Source organism: Nostoc sp. (assembly GCF_036917815.1).
In the GTDB taxonomy this organism is placed as follows: Bacteria; Cyanobacteriota; Cyanobacteriia; order Cyanobacteriales; family Nostocaceae; genus Nostoc.
Genome location: NZ_JBALEK010000027.1, coordinates 22,754 through 39,660 on the forward strand (window position 1 = coordinate 22,754; position 16,907 = coordinate 39,660).

Sequence of the window (16,907 nt, forward strand, 5' to 3'; positions counted from 1 at the left end):
GAATTTTTAATAAACTAAGGTTATAAACTTGAGTAATTGCATTGGTATAGTTTGCCGCAGGAATGCAGATGGATTGGATTAGCTTACTCAAAGCTCAACAAACTGACTTCCTTCAACGTGTGAAAAAACCTAAAACTTATGACTTATCTTTGCTAGAAAGTCAAGTTAAAGGTTGTCACACTGAGATGATCGCATTTTGGGGCGAGCCATTGGCTAGACTCCAAGAGCTTTCTCGCCAACAAGCAGAAGTTCTCGCCAGAAATCCGCCGCCCACACCGCCGGAATATCCTGAACCTCCCGACTGGACGATACCTTTTCCTAAACACTTCCAGGAACAAGCCCAAGATTATCTTTTACGGGAGCATATTGTTGATCGAGTAATTACTGAACGCTTGGGCAAATTGGTAAAAAAGGTGTCACAAGATACCGTGCAAAACATGATTTTAGATGATGAGGGAAATTTGTCTGGTGAAAGCAAATTCTCTTATGTACTCAAAGATCATCCTCAGCTAAGTGTTCAAGTTTACGTTGCTGATGGAGAAAGTTTTAATAGGATTAAGAAAGACAAAATTAGGTGGTCGGTTACTCAAGAGGATTTGAAAAATCACCAAGTATTAATTTTTCTATGTTTGTTTTATCCATCTACAGGTAATTTAGGTTACGAGAAGCAAAGTATAATAACAGGCTTTTTACCTACAAATCAACTTGAACTTACTGAACCAAAACTGTATGTAACTCCGAGTAACTTGTTGTATGCAGGGGGGTTGAGTTGGTATTTAGAATCACTTATTGGCAAGAAAGACACGTCGCCATTAATTAATGAGAGAGCGATCGCAGATACAATACAAACTCTACCATCAGACCATTGCCTCAAGGATCTAGTCGGCGACTGGGAATGTTGGCAGACTTTACAAGGACACAACAGAGGGATTAATTGCCTAGCTTTCAGTTCCGGGTGTAAGAATGGCAACCCTTTACCCATATTGGCAAGTGGTAGTCGTGGCGAGACGAAACTCTGGGATTTAAGCAAGGGTGAATTAATCGAGACATTATCAGAGTATCCTTGGGTGATATCTGGGCTGGTGGATGAAGTGAATTCCCTGGCTTTTAGTTCCGATGGCCAGACTTTAGTAAGTTGTGGTGCAGACTCCACAATTAAGCTTTGGCATGTCGGCGCTTTAGACTTGATAGATATTTTGCACAAACATAATGGGGTAGTGCGGTGTGCTGCCTTCACCCCAGATGGCAGAATGTTAGCGACAGGCGGAGATGACAGAAAAATTCTGTTTTGGGATTTGATGCATCGTCAGGTTGCGATCGCACTCTCTTTAGATGATACAGCTGCTCATTCCCTAGTTTTGAGCCGAGATGGTCAAACTCTGGTTATAGGTAGCTATCGCAAAATCAAAGTCTGGCGCACCTCACCCCAGATGGGGATCAAAAGTTTAAAGGACACACAACCACTGCATACCCTCATGGGTCATTCTCACATCGTGCGCTCCTTAGCAATCAGTGCAGATGGTAAACTGCTGGTGAGTGGTAGCTGGGATCAAACCATTAAAATCTGGCAATTGGAGACTGGGGAATTATTGCATACTCTTAAAGGACATCAAGATAGAGTATATGCGATCGCTTTAAGTCCCGATGGACAAATTATCGCTAGCGGTAGTGCTGATAAAACCATCAAACTGTGGCATCTCCAAACCGGGGAATTGTTGGGTACCTTTACAGGTCATGGGAATATAGTCACAGCATTAGCCTTCACAACTTCCGGTGAGATGTTGGTAAGCGGGAGTTTGGATAAGACAATTAAAATTTGGCAGAGAAGTTAGGAGTTAAGGAGTGACAAATAAATTCAGGGGATTTAATAAGGACATGGTATTTCTTAGAGGTTGTTTGAAAAGTTTTTTTTATACGCCTAACCCTTGGAGATCCCCCTAAATCCACGCCACTTGCTCATGGGGGAAACCCCCAGACGCTCTCTACGAGACGCTAAAAGCGAACGCGGACTCGCTAACGCTCTTAGCGTCTCCCCTTCTCCCAAAGGGAGAGGCTAGCGCCAAGGGAGAAGACCGCAGTGGCTCCCCGATAAATTGGGGGACTTTGATTCCGGTTCCCCCCTTAAAAAGCAGGACTAGGGGGGATCAGCGAGTGCCTAAAATCACACCTAATATCATGTCCGTATAAATAGTTATGATTCCCCCAGTCATTGCACCCCACCCCCAACCCCTAAGAGGATGTTTGAAAAGTTTTTTTGGTAACATCTAAGCCTCAAAAACCTAACCCCCCAGCCCCCCTTCCCTACAAGGGAATGGGGGTTTCAAAGCCTCTCGACCTTTCGGGGAGAGGAATGGAAGCGGGGTTTTGAGTATACTTTACAACTTTTCAAACAACCTCTAAGAGCTCTTCGGGAGGGGAGACAAAGCGTAGCTTTGGCGGCGTGGGGTTCTTCGGGTTTAATAAGTAATCAAGCGGACATGATATAACTACTTTTCAAACAACCTTTTACGCTGCGCGTCTCGAAACACATATTTTTTTATTTTGCATAAATAAATTTAGGCCTCTCATAACCCTGTGGCAGAGGGCAAAAAATATATTTTCTAGCCTCCTGCCCTCTGCCTTTCTTCGGTAAACCAATTAGCTGCTAACTCTTAAACTGGGCAGTGGATACGATTGATGCTGCTTAAAATCGGCAAATTCACATATTGAATTAAATGGGCAAAAGCGGCAGTGAGATCCAGGATTTGGAGGAAAGATTTTACTAAAATTACTAGCTTCTTCCTGATATTTTTGCAAATCGTGCTGGTGCTTGTGGGCAATATTCGCTAACTCCAATTTTAACGATTCTAACTCACAATTATTGATGCTAATTAACTCAGATTTTTTACATATTTCTAAATTATAAAATGATGCAACAGCTTCCCGTCCAGGATAAAGATAACGAGCAGCTAACAAATAAACTAATGCCTGTCGGCGGTCAAAAGCCGACTTACCCGTTTTGAAATCTAAAATATGTAAAGTGCTATCAGATTCAATGAAAACGCAGTCCATAGCCGCATATAAGCGGAAACAATAATCTTCTTGTTCAACTACTATCGGTTTAGGAAAACCTTCATCACCCGGAGTTAATTGAATAATATCTTTATCCAAAAGCAACGGCGCATTATGATATTTTTGCAAAATTTGCAGCACGCGTTGCTGCACTTGAACGCTGGAGTTGGCTAATTTCAGTAGCCGTGCAACTCTTTCTACACCATCTGATTGCTTCAACAGATGCCTGTGATGATGAAACTCATAAACGCCTTTTTGGGCGAGTATCCCAATCCTCTGGGGTGCGGTGGCTTGCCCTAAAAGCACTTTAACTTGTGGTTCGTGTTGCCGCGCTTTGATAAACCCCCGTCTCATCTGGCAATGCCAGCGTTCTTGCCCAGTCGCTGGGGCAACTAGAGACCAAAGGTGATAACTGGCAAAAGGTCGATCGGGGGTTGACATTGCTCAGAAACAGTGAGAGAAAATACGGTGGGAAGAAGTTTAAGCTAAGGCTTCCTTAGAAAACAACTTCGGGGGATAGTTGCTGCTAGACACGCTTTGCCGGAAGCTTTTAATAGTACTGATAATGTACGGAAGCAAGTAGCACTAATGAGTACTAGTAGCAATTCTAGCAAGATAAAATTTGGCACTGATGGATGGCGAGGGATTATTGCCGATGACTTTACTTTCCCCAATGTGCGGAAAGTAACAAGGGCGATCGCCATTTATTTAGGAAAAGCCTATACAAAAGATAGACCAGTACTTATTGCCTACGATACTCGCTTTTTAGCTGACCAGTTTGCCCAAACAGCCGCCCAAATCCTGGCAGAATTGGGTTGGACTGTGAAAATTACTGATCGGGATTGCCCCACACCAGTAATTGCCTACAACGCCCGTTACCTAAATTCCGCAGGGGCGTTGATGTTTACTGCTAGCCATAATCCAGCACGGTACTGTGGAATTAAATATATCCCCGATTATGCTGGGCCTGCCACACCAGAGATTACTGATACTATTGTGGCAAATATAGAAAGTGCATCGGATGAGTTGCCTGGAAGCAGCCCATCAGGTTCAATTTCAATTTTCGATCCGAAACCTGATTACCTACAATTTATCTACACCCTACTTGATATAGAAAAAATCAAAAGCGCTAATTTAAAGGTAAAGTATGATGCTTTGTATTCTACCTCTCGCGGCTATTTAGATGAAGTTTTGCAAGATTGTGGCGTTCAGTTAGAAAGTTTCCACGATTGGAGGGATGTTTTATTTGGGGGTGGAATGCCAGAACCCAAGGGAGAACAATTAGTTGAGTTAGTGTCAGCAGTAATCCACGATCGCGCCGATTTGGGTTTGGCGACAGATGGAGATAGCGATCGCTTTGGTATTGTTGATGAACAAGGAACTTTCCTCACTCCCAATACTGTGTTGCTAGTTATAGCACGTCATTTAATCAAAAATAAAGGTAAAACTGGCGCGATCGTCCGCACCGTCGCTACAACCCACCTGCTGGATAATTTCGCTGCTAAAAATGGGCTGGAAATTTACGAAACATCAGTCGGCTTTAAATACATCGGCGAAAAAATGCGCGAAACTACCGTATTAATTGGTGGAGAAGAATCAGGCGGTTTGAGTATTATCGGGCATATTCCCGAAAAAGACGGGATTTTAGCGGATATGCTGGTGGCAGAAGCGATCGCTTATGAAGGCAAACCCTTAAGTCAGATGGTGGCAGAAGCGATCGCCGAAGCCGATGGACCACTTTACAACAACCGCCTAGACTTGCACCTGTCAGAGGCGCACAAAACCGCCGTCATCGACTGCTTTACTAAAAATCCACCTGTAGAGGTAGCAGGAATTAAAGTCAAGGAAGTGGGGCGTAAAGATGGTATTAAGCTGTATTTAGAAGAAGGTAGCTGGATTTTATTGCGCCCTTCCGGTACAGAACCTCTGGTACGTGTCTATCTAGAAACCAACACTCCCGAAAAACTCACCCGAATCGCCCAAGAGTTAGAGATTGCCATTGCTAAACTAGAGGCAGTAGCTGTTTAATAATTCAAAGTTAGGAGTTATAAGTTAAGAATTATTAACTCCTAAATTTTATTAAGATATGAAAACTTTCGCTCCTTTTTTGACATCTCTAGTTGTAGCGGTTTGGGTAATAGCGATCGCGGTAATTTCAGTTCAAAATGCCACACCCGTATCGTTAAAATTCTTAACATTCCAATCGATTCAGATACCAATGGGTTTAGTGATGGCTTTTAGTGCCGGTATAGGGTTAATTGGCATGGCACTGCTGCAACCACTCTGGGGAGTTGCTGGTTCTGGGCGGGGTAATTCTCGATTAGAAGACGATGCGGAGTTTTTTGTTGATGATGAAGACTTTTGAGGGTTGAATAGCTGTGCAGTATCAAAACATTATTACAATCGAACCAGGAAAACGAAGTGGTAAGCCTTGTATTCGAGGAATGCGAATTACTGTATACGATGTTTTATCTTATCTGGCCTCTGGCATGACCTACGAGGAAGTGCTTGATGACTTTCCTTATTTGACACAAGAGGATATTTTGGCTTGCCTAAGCTATGCGGCTGATCGAGAACGGCAAATGCTGACAATGCAAGCATGAAGTTATTATTTGACCATAACTTATCACCTCGGTTAGTTGATCGACTGGCTGATATATACCCAAACTCTCAGCATCTTTTTCTTATAGGCTTAGATCAAGCAGATGATCTAACTGTTTGGGAGTATGCCCAACAAAGTGGATTTACTGTTATCACGAGAGATGCTGATTTTAATGAGTTAAGCATTTTGCGAGGATTTCCTCCCAAAGTGATTTGGATTCGTTATGGTAATTGTTCAACCAAACAGATTGAAGAGATTTTGCGATCGCATATAGGGGATATCCAAGCTTTTGACAAAAATCCAGATTTGGGAGTTTTGACACTGTATTAGATTTGGAAATTATGGAAGCTGAGTATGATTTTAGCCAGGGCAAGCGGGGAGCGATTGAATCAACACCAACAGGCAAAACTCGAATTACAATTCGCCTAGATGATGAAGTACTAGCATGGTTTCGTGACCAAGTTCACGCCGCAGGTGGGGGAAATTACCAAACTTTGATTAACGATGCCTTGCGTGAGTATATTCAGCAGCGCCGTGAACCGTTAGAAGAGATAAACTAAATGACAGAAAACTTTGCTAAACTTATCTAGAATTAGGTATTTTAGACAAGTTTATGTGGAAGGTTGCAGAATTTGGCGGATTAATCGGTGTTTCTTCATCGACATTAAGGCGGTGGGAGACAGAAGGGAAACTAACGCGCCTAATGGACGCTAGGCAATCAAAGAATTTACACAGAATCACACTTAGCACTGGCTCGAAATCTCAAGTCCGGTAAGTTTCCAACAAGAATAATTATCTATTGCCGTGTTTCATCACATGGACAAAAAGATGATCTACAAAGCCCAAGTTGAATCTATGGATAGGTTTTGTGTTGCACTCGCAGTAGTAGTCACTGACAGAATCGAAGAAATAGGCGGTGGGCTTAACTTTAAGCGTAAAAAGTTTCTGCAAATTATTCAATGGGCAATTCAAGGGGAAATCAAATGCGTGTATGTAGCCCACAAAGACAGACTGTGCCGCTTTGGTTTTGACTTAGTAGAACAAATCATTATCTGGGGAGGGGGAACGGTTGTAGTAGCCAATAGTGAGGCATTGTCACCCCATGAAGAACTGGTTGAAAAAGAGGAAAAGGGGCAGGGAGCAGGGAGCAAGGGGGATAGAACAGAAAAGGGATTCGACCCCTCCAATACGAGAACCACTTAGCAGAAGTGGGGGACGTAAGGGATTTCCAAGAAATAAATTATGCAAATAAACGAACCACAGAGGCGCAGAGAACACAGAGAGAGGAGAAATACAGAGGTTTTTGCGTCAGTTTTGGAATATTTTTTTCTTTGGAAGTCCCTAAGAACATGTTCCGCTCCGCAAACTAGGCAGGAGTCAGGGGTCATTTCCCCCCGCTCCCTGCCCCCTGCCCCCTGCCCCCTGCCTCTTCGTTGAAGATTTGTTGTCAATCGTACATTGCTTTTCTAGTCGCTTGTATGGATTACGCAAATACAAGGAAAAGGTAAAGTTAATTGCTCAAGGTGTTGATCCTTGTTCAAAGTAGGGTATACTTGTTCAAGTAAGGAAGTTTGCAAAAGTTTAGCTATGTTTGCTATCAAGCGAGAATTAAAACTAAATAATGTTGAAACCTCCTTGATGCGCGGCAATGCTGGTTTTAAACGGTTTGTTTACAACTATGGATTAGAACTATTAACTGCGTCCTGGAGTTTTGAAGATGTACAAGCTTCGGACTCTAAACGCATCGATGCAATCAAGAAAGTTCTAACTCAAGTCACAATGCAAAGACCTGAATATGCGTGGATGAAGTTATATCCGTCCACAGTTTATCAGTCAGCATTTATCGACTTGAAGAATGCTTTTTCGAGGTGGCGCAAAGGTATATCAGACTTCCCTAAAAAGAAGTTAAAGAAAAAAGGGGACTCATTTACCTTGTACAAAACTGCTGGTATTTATCTTGAAAAAGGTAAGCCAGCGCTGCCATTCACCAATCGAGTTGTCATCAATCCCGGAAAGCTAATAAAGTTACCAGCATTGAAGGAACTTAGGTTAAAAGAGCGAATTGATTTTATGTGTAGTTCTCAAACATTTACTGTATCCAGAACTGCTGATAAATGGTTCGTGTCCTTTACTCTTGATGCCGAAAAGATTCCCCCAATAATTCACCCAATCGAAAAATTGGGTTTAGACCTCGGCGCGAAAACTTTAGCTACTTGTTCTGATGGTACTTTTTACGATATGCCGCTTACCACTAAAAAAGCGAAAATCAAGCTGGGTAAGTTGCAGTGGCGTAATCGCAAAAAGACACTTGGAAACAAAAAGCTAAAAATTAGGGCATCAAGTAACGCTAAAAAATACTACATTCAACTGAGTAGACAACACGCTCACATTGCCAACATCAGGCAAGATACAACCCAGAAAATGACGACTGACATCAGCCGGAAAGCTGCTGTCATTAGGATTGAGGATCTGAATGTATCGGGCATGATTGCCAACCACAAATTAGCCAAGGGCACGTCGGCAAGCAGCCAAGCAAACGGGAATACTTCTATCTGTGTTTCCAGAAGAGTGCCCATATTTTTTAGAGTTAGTGTTGGATGAAGACTGGCTACCGGAAGCAAGCGATATTTGATAACTTTATTTGTGACTGTGTGGCTAGTGGTGCTAATCTGGATAGCGCTTTGACGTGTGGAAAACTCGAAGAATTTCTACTGACTCTTCTTTGACTCGATAAATAACAATATATGGCGTGCTAGAAACTACTAGCTCCCTTGTACCTTCTATACGTCCAGTTCGCCCCATAAAAGGATAATTCTCAAGTTGATTGGCAGCAAGTTGAATCCTCAATATCACTTCCTGCGCTGCTTCTGGATTCTCTTTCAGAATGTAGCTATGGGCTTGTTCCAAATTACGAAGCGCACGACGCAGCCACTTAATCTCCATTAGTAAGTCTTGCAAAAGTCGCTTTGACTTCCTCATCACTGGCAAAATCTCCAGTATCCGCTTCAGCAATACCCTTTTGAATCTCCTCGATTTGCCACTGATACATCTCTAGATAAGTGGCTACCGCCTCATTAAGTACGTAGCTGCGATCGCGATTCATCCCTGCTGCGATCGCATCAAGTGCAGCTTTCTGATCGCTATCTATCCGAAACGTAATATTTTCTTTGCTCATTGTCTTGTGAAAATTGTCTTGCAATATATTATATTGCAATATCTTGCAATGCAATATGATTATAGTAGCGATCGCTATTATCTCAGAGCGCTTGTAGCCTGTAAGCCTCGTACTACATGAAAAAAGCCTAGCAACGTAGGCTTTTTTGAAATATTTTGGGAGAGCGATCGCACTGTTATAAAATCAAAATGTCCATTCGTGATCTGGATCATCCAGGGCGGCGCGAACAGAAGCTAAATTTGCAAGTTCTTTGAAGGGGCTAGATTTAGCTATTTCTGTGATTGAGTTTAAGGTAAGGGCTAGTTGTTCATTATTGCCGGCTGCGATCGCATTATCAACGACAGCAAACAAAGCGCGAAAGTTTTCTGCACGTTCATCAAAAGAGCGATCTAGATACGCCATCAGCAACTCTCGCTGGGCGTTAATCTTGGTGATTGTTTCTTTTTCCCAAGCATCAATCTCCCGTCTATTTGTCTGTTCCTGTTCGGCAATTATTCTGTATTCAGTATAAGCTGAAACCATTTGCTGTAAGGATTCAGCAGGATTGAGAAATTCCTTGACTACTGTGGTAACTTTTTTGACCGACATTCCTAATTACCTCACAAAGTATGATATTTGGCTTGTATATTCGCAGTAACAGGATTCAACTGCCCTTCACTATCTAAAACAGGAGTTTTCATGATTTCTGCAAGTGCCTTAACAAAAAGTGCGACTTTTTGAAACTTACTAGCGTCCCTGTTTTTGTCGAATGATGGTAAAGATTCAAGTTCTTGAAGACCTAAAATAGCAGATTTATTCAGACATTCAAATACACCCTGTAACTCAGTAATCCGCCGTTTTACTTGTTGCATAAAGTCTTTTGCTGCTTCAATTTTAACGATCGCAGTGTTGACTTCAGCGTTATATTCCCATGCCTTTGTCAATGCTTTTTCGCCTTCACCAGCAAGCACAAAACCTCCAATAAGGACAGCAGGGCCAACAGTGATACCACCTAACACAAGAGAACCAAGGGCCATACCTCCACCACCAGCAGCTAATGAGCCACCGCCTAGCCATGCAAGAGTTGCATTCCAGGCTGCTGCACCGCTAAGTCCTCCTATAAGTGTCCCAGTACTGGCTACTCCTACAGAGGTAGCAAGACTCATTGCACCACCGTATCCTGCTGCTGCTGCCCCAATCGCCTTAGTGCCACCGTTGAAAAACTGTTCGGCTTCTACTGCGGCGGCTTTGTACTCCTTGATCTGCTGAACTGAAATTCCTTCCAGCCCTTCTAAAAACTCCTTCTCGCTTTGTTTTGCTTTACCAATATTTCGTTCGATAAAGTCAACAAAGCGCCCAACTGTACTTATCATCACATCAAGCTGAAGTTGACCATACTCTTCTGCAAGCTTGTTAGTCGCCTCCCAGTCTGCTTTCAACTCACTAACTGCATAGGAGTGACGCTTTTCGGCACGTTCACCAATTTCCTTTGCTTCATTCATATTGCCAACACCTTCAGCACCTTTTACCGCTCCGAAAGCGGCGGTTCCTAAAGCAATAGCACCCAAAATCAGTGGAATCATGAAATACTCCTGATTGTGATTAGTATTTGGTTATTATTTGTCTACGGGTTCGCCATAAAAACAATGCATCACCTTATACTTATCTTTCCCGGAGATACTAACTAATGAACATTCAGAAGGTATAAATTTGAGACTGCAATGAATGCAGTTGTCAATCCTTTTCGTGTTGAGTGCGATCGCATATTACTGTGGAGTACGCAGGCTTCAATGTCCCCTAAAAGCGTAGAATAGATACTCAGCAGGTCTTTTTGACAGCAGCATAACAGCTATGACCAAGCTACTTGAACAAGCGATCGCACGAGTAAAACAGCTTCCTGAAACAGAGTAAGATGCAATTGCTGCGCTCATTCTGGAAGAACTGGAAGACGAAGCCCATTGGGAAAAAGTATTTGCAAAGTCTCATGATGTACTAGCTGAACTTGCAGTGGCAGCCTTAGCTGAAGACCAAGCAGGCAAAACCCAAGAGCTAGATCCAGAAACCTTGTGAAATCCAGAACAACCGCTCAGTTTCGCTACTTATTTGCTAATCTTCCTCAGCAGGTTCAGCAACAGGCACGCGAAGCCTATAAGCAGTTTAAGCAAGATCCCTGGCATCCTGGTCTTCGTTTCAAGCAAGTGCATCCTAGAGAGCCTATAGCGGTTCCCAATTGCATGGAATACAGACCTAACAAGAACAGCCCCTTCCCTTCTAGCGTTGGGGAGTAAGATTCAAAGCCTCTCTCCTTTTAGGAGAGAGGTTTGGAGAGAGGTCAAAACTGTACTGCATCCAAGCGAGAACCGCTATATATACTCTGTCCGTGTTAGCAAAAATTATCGTGCTGTTGGTGTGCGAAACGAAAGTGGTATTGTGTGGTACTGGATTGGCACTCATGCAGATTACGACAACCTACTATTTCAGTTCTAGTTGCTGAGGGCGTGTCATCTGATTAAGAAAGGCATTGTCTCAGGAAGTAGAATGGACAAGCTATGTCTCCGACGGGCGTAGATGCAGCACTTGGCTTGACGCTAGAATATTAGTCGCAATCTTGTGGAGATGATTGGTAATGAAAATTAAAGCAGTTATCTGGCAAGAAGACGGTGTGTGGTGTGCTTCTGTACCTGCCCTACCAGGATGTCACACTTGGGGAGACAGCTACGAACATTTGTTAGAGATGCTGCAAGATGCAATTCAAGGTTGGTTGGAAGTTGCTAGCGAACGAGAAGAACTTGACCCGGAGAAACAGTTGGTTGAAATATCGCTATGAAAGCGGTTTCAGGTAAAGCACTTTGTAAAATTTTGGAACGGCAGGGTTGGGAATTGAAACGGATTACTGGCGTCATCATATTTACGTAAAAGAAGGTGTTGATGTTATCCTCTCCGTTGCGGTTCATAGTAATCGAGATTTACCGATTGGAACTTTGAAAAGTATTATGAAAGATGCTGGACTTACCGAAGAAGATTTGGACTAAAAGCGATCGTAATTATCCAAAGTTCACATAACAGCACCTAAGTTTGGTAACTTTGGGTTAGTTGTAGCTTCAAGTAATCAATAAAGTCCAGAATTTCTGTATCAGTGAGTTGTGAACGCGATCGCCTGCCATATTTTTGCTGCAAATAATCCCTTCCCTGCTCTGGAGTCCAATTTAATTGGGTCAAATATGTGTCAGTTTGAGCTATAAAAACATCACGTGTTTCAACCGTTTTTATATTGTCACTTGTTTCTGGTTGAGATTGATTTTTATCTTGATTGAAATTGTGAATTTTATTAATTTTCAAACTTACTTTTTGCCCTAGAGTTTGCCAGTCTAATTCCTTATGTCCATCCCAACTAACACCTACAGAGCGATAAGTGACTGGATCGTAAATATTACAAAAAACTACATTACTATCTCCTGGGCTAACAGCAATCGTTAGTAGATTACGCAGTTGTTCAGGAGTAAGAATATCTAAAGATAACAACAAACTTTTAGAGAAGTAAGATTCACTTCCTGAACGAATAATATAGGGTTTGTCTGCCAAAATATATAAATCAGTTTTTTCAACTACTCCAAACCTAGTTTCAACCCTTTTGTTAACTTCTATTCCTGTTATCGCTCCAGTCAAAGCTCTCTCATAAACTGGGATGCGTCTTTCATCTTCAGCCAGCATATACCAACAGTGATCTGATTCTTTGCTGACAAAGACATATTGAGGTTTTGGTACTGCTCCAAATCCTAATTTAACTTCCATATTTTCGATGAAGGTTTTGGTAAATATATTTATTGAGCAACCAGCCTTGACGATTTGTACCGTCAAGCGATGAGTTACTTTATAGATATAATTCCCTAACCAGGAAGCAAATTAACATTTAAGGCAGCGAAAACTACAAAATTTGGTGAATCTATGACAAAGTTTCTGGATCAACACCAAGTGCCTTCAACTTTTCCGTTAACATTTTCACTTGTTGTTCTGCTTCCACACGTTGCTGTTGTTCAAAAGCTGTGTGTTCTTCTGCTTCCCTGATGCGTTCTTCTGGTGTCAGCAATCTTTGCCCTTCTTCATCATACCAGTACAACCACTCGCGCACCATACCTTGATAAATTCCCCGTTCTCGCCCAATTCCTAAACCAATATCTGGTAGCCAAACGGGATTTCCTGATATTAAGATATATTCCCCATCAACTAGGTGATACACTTCCAAAGGTGGATTTTTACGCCGAAGGGGACTATATACAACGTAGTATAAAATTTCTAATTCTTTGGCATAAAATTCTTTCTTGGTGGTATATTCTTCCCGATATATTTGGGAAACAACTTCTAATGCTAAAATCGGTGGTTTATTTTCTTCCCACAGTACATAACTTAGGCGCAAATCCTCATCAATGAAGCGTTTAACTCCTAAGCTGAGAAACCCATTAGGGACAATAGCTGGTTTATCTGGGTGATAATAAACACCCATATCAACACCAAAGAACCAATCCCAACGATCGCACCAAGCCAAAGCTAATGTCGTTTTCAGCAAGCCGGGAATTAAATTTTGGAGTTCATTATCCACAGGGGTATCATCTGAGTCGGGTAATTCTTCGGAAGATGGCAAACAATGCAGTGGATTGTAGTTTAACATGAGCGGTTTTGCCAAATCTGATTCTAGATAGATTGTACGTAATCTATTGATGTGCGATCGCAGCGCCAGAATAAAGAACCATTTTTAGCGTCGGCGTAGCCATCGTAAACATTGCCTGATGTCTCTCTTCTCCGTATGAAAATACTTAGAAGTGTAAAATCTTTACATCAGATTCGTGGTTTTTCGGTACTGATTACCAGAGTGTCTAACTGACAATAACAAAAAAGGGTGGAATATTGTTCAACTAGAACATTCCAGAAGTCGCAGAGTATTGAATTTCATGGTGAATTTGGTAGCTGGGCTGATTACCTATATCTACCAAGGAGAAAAAGTTTTCTCTCAACCTTGACTCAGAAAACGTGGCGCAGCTGGAACTTCGCTGATTTTTAGCCCGATTTTTGAGTTGTACTTGAGTATTCAGATATGTCACCACAGATTCATTCACGAATTTTAATCAAGTTCTCACTAACGCCTCTAGCCAAGGAATGCTGCTGAATGCCGATGGTTACTGGTTAAAAGGGGCGAAGCCTGAGGATGAATGGGGATTTATGTTTAGCGGTCGCAAAAACCGCACTTTTGGCAAAACTTTTCCCCAAGCATGGCAGCAAATTTCTCAAAAAGAATCGGGACAATTCCAAACTGCTGAGGGAATGTTCACTTTTGCTACAGTTTACCCCCTTGTGGAAGGGCAAAAATCTAGTACCGGAGCAGGACAGGCTTTTGCACCAAGCCAAAATCAAATTGATACCAAGTCCTATTACTGGAAGATTGTCTCATGGGTGTCCCCAGAGATGTTGACGACTAAATCAAACCGATTTTTGAGTCAATTGCTACTCCTATATGCCGGGTTAGTAGGACTAATTGGCATTGGTTCTTGGCTATTAGCAAGAGCTAGTGTTAATCGTCAGATGGCGCAAATAGAGTTAACGCAGTCTGAAGCCCAGTTGCGAGAGCTAGTTGAGCGGGAGAAAATTCTTAAAACTCGTCTATCCAGTCAAATTCGCAACTCGCTGGATCTAAATACGATTTTGAGTACAGTAGTGGGTGAAGTTCGAGAACTGCTCCAGATTGATCGATGCCAGTTTCTTTGGTGTCAAATAGAAGATGAATCTACTAGCTTTCAGCTGAGTCAGGAAGCCTGCGCTCCCGACTTGCCAGAACCTTTAGGCGATTCTCCTATTCAGAAGCTGGAAGCACTGAGTGAGGCTGTTTTAAGAGGGAATTTGCTTTGCTTCGATGACATTGCGACAGATTCCTGGCTTGATTCCAGGAATCGGGATTTATTGGTGAGTTTGGGCTTTAAGTCTCTACTCACAGTTTCGGTTCAAACTCAGTCGGGTCCCTTAGGTGTGATTGTCTGCGAACATAGTAGAGCGCTGCATTCTTGGAGCGATGATGAGGTAGAACTGATTCGAGGTGTGGCTGACCAGTTAGCGATCGCTATTGACCAGGCACAATTGTATAATCAAAGCCGCGCTGCTACCGTTGCTGCTACTACTCAAGCAGAACAACTCAACCAAGTTCTGCACAATCTCAAACAGACTCAAGCTCAACTAATTCAAACCGAAAAAATGTCGAGTTTAGGTCAATTAGTGGCTGGTGTAGCTCACGAAATCAATAACCCAGTTAACTTTATCTACGGCAATTTGACCCATGTAAATGAATATACCCTGGGCTTGTTAGAACTGGTAGAACTCTATCAAAAGTCTAATGTTAATTCAACACCTGAAGTACAAGCTTATATAGAAGCCATCGACCTTGACTTTATGGCTGAGGATCTCCCGAAAATATTAGTTTCAATGAAAATGGGAGCTAATCGCATTCGGGAAATAGTTCTATCCTTGCGGAATTTTTCTCGACTTGACGAGGCGGATATGAAGCCTGTCAACATTCATGAAGGTATTGATAGCACACTACTAATTTTACAAAATCGCTTCAAACAAACGTCTGCAAATGCCGGAATTGAAATAGTCAAGGAATATGGTGATATTCCCTTAGTGGAGTGCTATGCCGGACAACTAAATCAGGTATTTATGAATCTGATTGGTAATGCTATTGATGCTTTGGATAGTTATAATAATCAGCGAACTGTTGAGGACATAAAAGCTAACCCCAGCCAGATTTTAATTCGTACTGAGTTACGCAACTCAGATCGCATAACTGTACAAATTGCAGATAATGGACCTGGCATGACCGAAGCAGTTAAGCAACGACTATTTGACCCTTTCTTTACCACAAAACCCGCAGGTAAAGGCACAGGATTAGGATTGGCAATTAGCGCTCAGATTGTCACAGAAAAACACGATGGAGCTATTTGGTGTATTTCGGAACCAGGACAAGGAGCAGAATTTTGGGTTGAGATTCCAATTTGCCAAAGCTGTAAACTAGCTACTACAAATGTTGCGACTCTATCCCGAATTTGATGCTACTTTAGGTAAATGACAAATGACATGACTAATGTTAGCAATCGTGCTGATTTTGATAGCCCCTGGAAAGAAATTATCGAAGCTTATTTTCCCCAAGCAATGGATTTCTTTTTTCCAGAAACTTATGCATTAATTAATTGGGAACGTCCATACCAATTTCTAGATAAAGAATTTCAACAAATAGCTCGTGAAGCTGAACAGGGTAAGAGATATGCCGATCAATTAGTCAAAGTTTGGCAAACCCAAGGGGAAGAACTTTGGTTATTAGTCTATGTTGAAATTCAAGCACAAAAAGAAGATAACTTTTCCAAGCGGATGTTTACCTACAACTTTCGCATATTTGACCGCTTTGATCGACCAGCAATTAGCCTTGCAATTCTCTGTGATTCAAACCGCGAATGGCGACCAAGCAATTACAGTTACAATTATCCCAATACTCGCTTAACTTTTGAATTTGGCAGTGTTAAACTTTTGGATTATGAAAATCGCTTTCACGAGTTAGAAAATAGCGATAATCCATTTGCAACTGTCGTCATGGCGCATTTGAAAACCCAGCAGACACGCTCATCACCTGAACAACGTAAAATATGGAAGTTTAGCTTAATTCGCAGACTATATGATTTGGGTTTAGAAGAGCAGGATATTCGTAACCTATATCGATTTATCGATTGGGTTATGATATTACCAAAGGCATTGGAAAATCAGTTTTGGGAAGAGTTTAAACAATTTGAGCAGGAGCGGACTATGAGATATGTAACTACAGGTGAGCGCATCGGCTACGAACGCGGGAAAGCAGAGGGTAAACAAGAAGGTGAACAACAACTTATTTTAAGGTTATTACAAATACGAGTCGGAGAATTATCACCAGAATTGCAAAAGCGCATCCGATCTCTTTCTTTAAATCAGTTAGAAAACCTTGGCGAAGCTTTGTTAGATTTTACTGTTATGGAAGATTTATTTAACTGGTTACAAACAAATAAATCAGCTTAAAATCTATTTTTATGAAAT

Annotated in this window: 22 protein-coding genes and 2 pseudogenes; 16 read left to right on the forward strand and 8 right to left on the reverse strand. The window is 41.9% G+C overall.

The window, feature by feature from the left end; genetic code table 11:
• Positions 1-62: 62 nt before the first annotated feature.
• Positions 63-1,832 carry a WD40 repeat domain-containing protein gene (locus tag V7K97_RS07575; RefSeq protein ID WP_334800214.1) on the forward strand — a complete coding sequence of 590 codons (1,770 nt, stop codon included), beginning with the start codon at positions 63-65 and terminating at the stop codon, positions 1,830-1,832.
• Positions 1,833-2,637: 805 nt separating this feature from the next.
• Here V7K97_RS07575 and V7K97_RS07580 read toward each other — a convergent pair.
• On the reverse strand, positions 2,638-3,492 hold the full coding sequence (locus V7K97_RS07580) for a PD-(D/E)XK nuclease family protein (protein WP_334800216.1): 855 nt from the start codon (positions 3,490-3,492) through the stop codon (positions 2,638-2,640).
• Between the two features lie 147 nt (positions 3,493-3,639).
• Here V7K97_RS07580 and V7K97_RS07585 point away from each other — a divergent pair, with 147 nt between their 5' ends.
• The 8 genes and pseudogenes from V7K97_RS07585 (at position 3,640) to V7K97_RS07620 (ending at position 8,285) form a co-directional block, all read left to right on the forward strand.
• A complete protein-coding gene (locus tag V7K97_RS07585) occupies positions 3,640-5,079 on the forward strand; it encodes a phosphoglucomutase/phosphomannomutase family protein (RefSeq protein WP_334800217.1) in 1,440 nt (479 codons plus the stop codon).
• A 58-nt stretch (positions 5,080-5,137) separates the two neighbouring features.
• Positions 5,138-5,416: a LapA family protein gene (locus V7K97_RS07590; RefSeq protein WP_334800219.1), complete on the forward strand. Its 279-nt coding sequence runs from the start codon at positions 5,138-5,140 to the stop codon at positions 5,414-5,416.
• 13 nt (positions 5,417-5,429) lie between these two features.
• Positions 5,430-5,654 (forward strand): DUF433 domain-containing protein, encoded by a 225-nt coding sequence (locus V7K97_RS07595; protein WP_334800220.1) that lies wholly within the window; start codon positions 5,430-5,432, stop codon positions 5,652-5,654.
• A complete protein-coding gene (locus V7K97_RS07600; RefSeq protein WP_334800221.1) occupies positions 5,651-5,983 on the forward strand; it encodes a DUF5615 family PIN-like protein in 333 nt (110 codons plus the stop codon). Before V7K97_RS07595 ends, V7K97_RS07600 begins: the two co-directional genes overlap by 4 nt.
• A gap of 11 nt (positions 5,984-5,994) precedes the next feature.
• A complete protein-coding gene (locus tag V7K97_RS07605; protein WP_334800222.1) occupies positions 5,995-6,213 on the forward strand; it encodes a BrnA antitoxin family protein in 219 nt (72 codons plus the stop codon).
• A 268-nt stretch (positions 6,214-6,481) separates the two neighbouring features.
• The gene (locus tag V7K97_RS07610; RefSeq protein WP_334800223.1) at positions 6,482-6,856 is read left to right on the forward strand and encodes a hypothetical protein; all 375 of its coding nucleotides are present in this window, start codon (positions 6,482-6,484) and stop codon (positions 6,854-6,856) included.
• A gap of 435 nt (positions 6,857-7,291) precedes the next feature.
• Positions 7,292-8,131, forward strand: a pseudogene (locus V7K97_RS07615) (RNA-guided endonuclease InsQ/TnpB family protein); the annotation flags it as partial.
• 76 nt (positions 8,132-8,207) lie between these two features.
• Entirely contained in the window at positions 8,208-8,285 is a 78-nt protein-coding gene (locus V7K97_RS07620; protein ID WP_334800248.1) for a hypothetical protein, read from the forward strand.
• A 32-nt stretch (positions 8,286-8,317) separates the two neighbouring features.
• Here V7K97_RS07620 and V7K97_RS07625 read toward each other — a convergent pair whose 3' ends face one another.
• The 4 genes from V7K97_RS07625 to V7K97_RS07640 all read right to left on the reverse strand — a co-directional run bounded on the left by V7K97_RS07625 (position 8,318) and on the right by V7K97_RS07640 (position 10,390).
• Entirely contained in the window at positions 8,318-8,596 is a 279-nt protein-coding gene (locus V7K97_RS07625; protein ID WP_334800224.1) for a type II toxin-antitoxin system RelE/ParE family toxin, read from the reverse strand.
• Positions 8,586-8,828 (reverse strand): CopG family ribbon-helix-helix protein, encoded by a 243-nt coding sequence (locus tag V7K97_RS07630; RefSeq protein ID WP_334800225.1) that lies wholly within the window; start codon positions 8,826-8,828, stop codon positions 8,586-8,588. The genes V7K97_RS07625 and V7K97_RS07630 overlap by 11 nt, the downstream gene beginning before the upstream one ends.
• A 183-nt stretch (positions 8,829-9,011) precedes the next feature.
• The gene (locus tag V7K97_RS07635) at positions 9,012-9,416 is read right to left on the reverse strand and encodes a hypothetical protein (protein WP_334800226.1); all 405 of its coding nucleotides are present in this window, start codon (positions 9,414-9,416) and stop codon (positions 9,012-9,014) included.
• An 11-nt stretch (positions 9,417-9,427) separates the two neighbouring features.
• The gene (locus tag V7K97_RS07640) at positions 9,428-10,390 is read right to left on the reverse strand and encodes a hypothetical protein (protein WP_334800229.1); all 963 of its coding nucleotides are present in this window, start codon (positions 10,388-10,390) and stop codon (positions 9,428-9,430) included.
• A gap of 268 nt (positions 10,391-10,658) precedes the next feature.
• Between V7K97_RS07640 and V7K97_RS31955 the strand changes: the two are divergent.
• From V7K97_RS31955 to V7K97_RS07655, 5 genes and pseudogenes are all read left to right on the forward strand, one after another.
• A pseudogene (locus V7K97_RS31955) lies at positions 10,659-10,877 on the forward strand (hypothetical protein).
• Positions 10,874-11,095: a hypothetical protein gene (locus V7K97_RS07645; protein WP_334800231.1), complete on the forward strand. Its 222-nt coding sequence runs from the start codon at positions 10,874-10,876 to the stop codon at positions 11,093-11,095. The pseudogene V7K97_RS31955 and the gene V7K97_RS07645 overlap by 4 nt, the downstream one beginning before the upstream one ends.
• Positions 11,085-11,294: a ParE family toxin-like protein gene (locus V7K97_RS31960; RefSeq protein ID WP_442936884.1), complete on the forward strand. Its 210-nt coding sequence runs from the start codon at positions 11,085-11,087 to the stop codon at positions 11,292-11,294. Before V7K97_RS07645 ends, V7K97_RS31960 begins: the two co-directional genes overlap by 11 nt.
• Positions 11,295-11,433: 139 nt before the next feature.
• Positions 11,434-11,634 carry a type II toxin-antitoxin system HicB family antitoxin gene (locus V7K97_RS07650; RefSeq protein ID WP_114084373.1) on the forward strand — a complete coding sequence of 67 codons (201 nt, stop codon included), beginning with the start codon at positions 11,434-11,436 and terminating at the stop codon, positions 11,632-11,634.
• 46 nt (positions 11,635-11,680) lie between these two features.
• Positions 11,681-11,839 (forward strand): type II toxin-antitoxin system HicA family toxin, encoded by a 159-nt coding sequence (locus V7K97_RS07655; protein ID WP_334800232.1) that lies wholly within the window; start codon positions 11,681-11,683, stop codon positions 11,837-11,839.
• 37 nt (positions 11,840-11,876) lie between these two features.
• Here V7K97_RS07655 and V7K97_RS07660 read toward each other — a convergent pair whose 3' ends face one another.
• The 3 genes from V7K97_RS07660 to V7K97_RS07670 form a co-directional block, all read right to left on the reverse strand.
• Complete coding sequence (locus V7K97_RS07660) at positions 11,877-12,599, reverse strand: hypothetical protein (protein WP_334800249.1); 723 nt, start codon at positions 12,597-12,599, stop codon at positions 11,877-11,879.
• Positions 12,600-12,750: 151 nt separating this feature from the next.
• Positions 12,751-13,473 (reverse strand): Uma2 family endonuclease, encoded by a 723-nt coding sequence (locus V7K97_RS07665; RefSeq protein ID WP_334800234.1) that lies wholly within the window; start codon positions 13,471-13,473, stop codon positions 12,751-12,753.
• Between the two features lie 244 nt (positions 13,474-13,717).
• Positions 13,718-13,918, reverse strand: coding sequence for a hypothetical protein (locus V7K97_RS07670; protein WP_334800236.1), 201 nt, complete (start codon positions 13,916-13,918; stop codon positions 13,718-13,720).
• A 40-nt stretch (positions 13,919-13,958) separates the two neighbouring features.
• On the opposite strand from V7K97_RS07670, the gene V7K97_RS07675 reads away from it, so the two are divergent.
• Together V7K97_RS07675 and V7K97_RS07680 are read left to right on the forward strand one after the other, a co-directional pair.
• A complete protein-coding gene (locus tag V7K97_RS07675) occupies positions 13,959-15,896 on the forward strand; it encodes a GAF domain-containing sensor histidine kinase (RefSeq protein ID WP_334800238.1) in 1,938 nt (645 codons plus the stop codon).
• Positions 15,897-15,923: 27 nt separating this feature from the next.
• The gene (locus tag V7K97_RS07680; RefSeq protein WP_334800252.1) at positions 15,924-16,889 is read left to right on the forward strand and encodes a DUF4351 domain-containing protein; all 966 of its coding nucleotides are present in this window, start codon (positions 15,924-15,926) and stop codon (positions 16,887-16,889) included.
• The last annotated feature ends 18 nt before the right edge of the window (positions 16,890-16,907 follow it).

Coding starts and splice junctions, on each gene's coding strand:
- V7K97_RS07575 (WP_334800214.1), top strand. CDS start 63: ATGCAGATGGATTGGATTAGCTTACTCAAAGCTCAACAAACTGACTTC.
- V7K97_RS07605 (WP_334800222.1), top strand. CDS start 5,995: ATGGAAGCTGAGTATGATTTTAGCCAGGGCAAGCGGGGAGCGATTGAA.
- V7K97_RS07660 (WP_334800249.1), bottom strand. CDS start 12,599: ATGGAAGTTAAATTAGGATTTGGAGCAGTACCAAAACCTCAATATGTC.
- V7K97_RS07640 (WP_334800229.1), bottom strand. CDS start 10,390: ATGATTCCACTGATTTTGGGTGCTATTGCTTTAGGAACCGCCGCTTTC.
- V7K97_RS07600 (WP_334800221.1), top strand. CDS start 5,651: ATGAAGTTATTATTTGACCATAACTTATCACCTCGGTTAGTTGATCGA.
- V7K97_RS07680 (WP_334800252.1), top strand. CDS start 15,924: ATGACTAATGTTAGCAATCGTGCTGATTTTGATAGCCCCTGGAAAGAA.
- V7K97_RS07665 (WP_334800234.1), bottom strand. CDS start 13,473: ATGTTAAACTACAATCCACTGCATTGTTTGCCATCTTCCGAAGAATTA.
- V7K97_RS07630 (WP_334800225.1), bottom strand. CDS start 8,828: ATGAGCAAAGAAAATATTACGTTTCGGATAGATAGCGATCAGAAAGCT.
- V7K97_RS07635 (WP_334800226.1), bottom strand. CDS start 9,416: ATGTCGGTCAAAAAAGTTACCACAGTAGTCAAGGAATTTCTCAATCCT.
- V7K97_RS07650 (WP_114084373.1), top strand. CDS start 11,434: ATGAAAATTAAAGCAGTTATCTGGCAAGAAGACGGTGTGTGGTGTGCT.
- V7K97_RS07590 (WP_334800219.1), top strand. CDS start 5,138: ATGAAAACTTTCGCTCCTTTTTTGACATCTCTAGTTGTAGCGGTTTGG.
- V7K97_RS07625 (WP_334800224.1), bottom strand. CDS start 8,596: ATGGAGATTAAGTGGCTGCGTCGTGCGCTTCGTAATTTGGAACAAGCC.
- V7K97_RS07585 (WP_334800217.1), top strand. CDS start 3,640: ATGAGTACTAGTAGCAATTCTAGCAAGATAAAATTTGGCACTGATGGA.
- V7K97_RS07610 (WP_334800223.1), top strand. CDS start 6,482: ATGATCTACAAAGCCCAAGTTGAATCTATGGATAGGTTTTGTGTTGCA.
- V7K97_RS07580 (WP_334800216.1), bottom strand. CDS start 3,492: ATGTCAACCCCCGATCGACCTTTTGCCAGTTATCACCTTTGGTCTCTA.
- V7K97_RS07675 (WP_334800238.1), top strand. CDS start 13,959: ATGCTGCTGAATGCCGATGGTTACTGGTTAAAAGGGGCGAAGCCTGAG.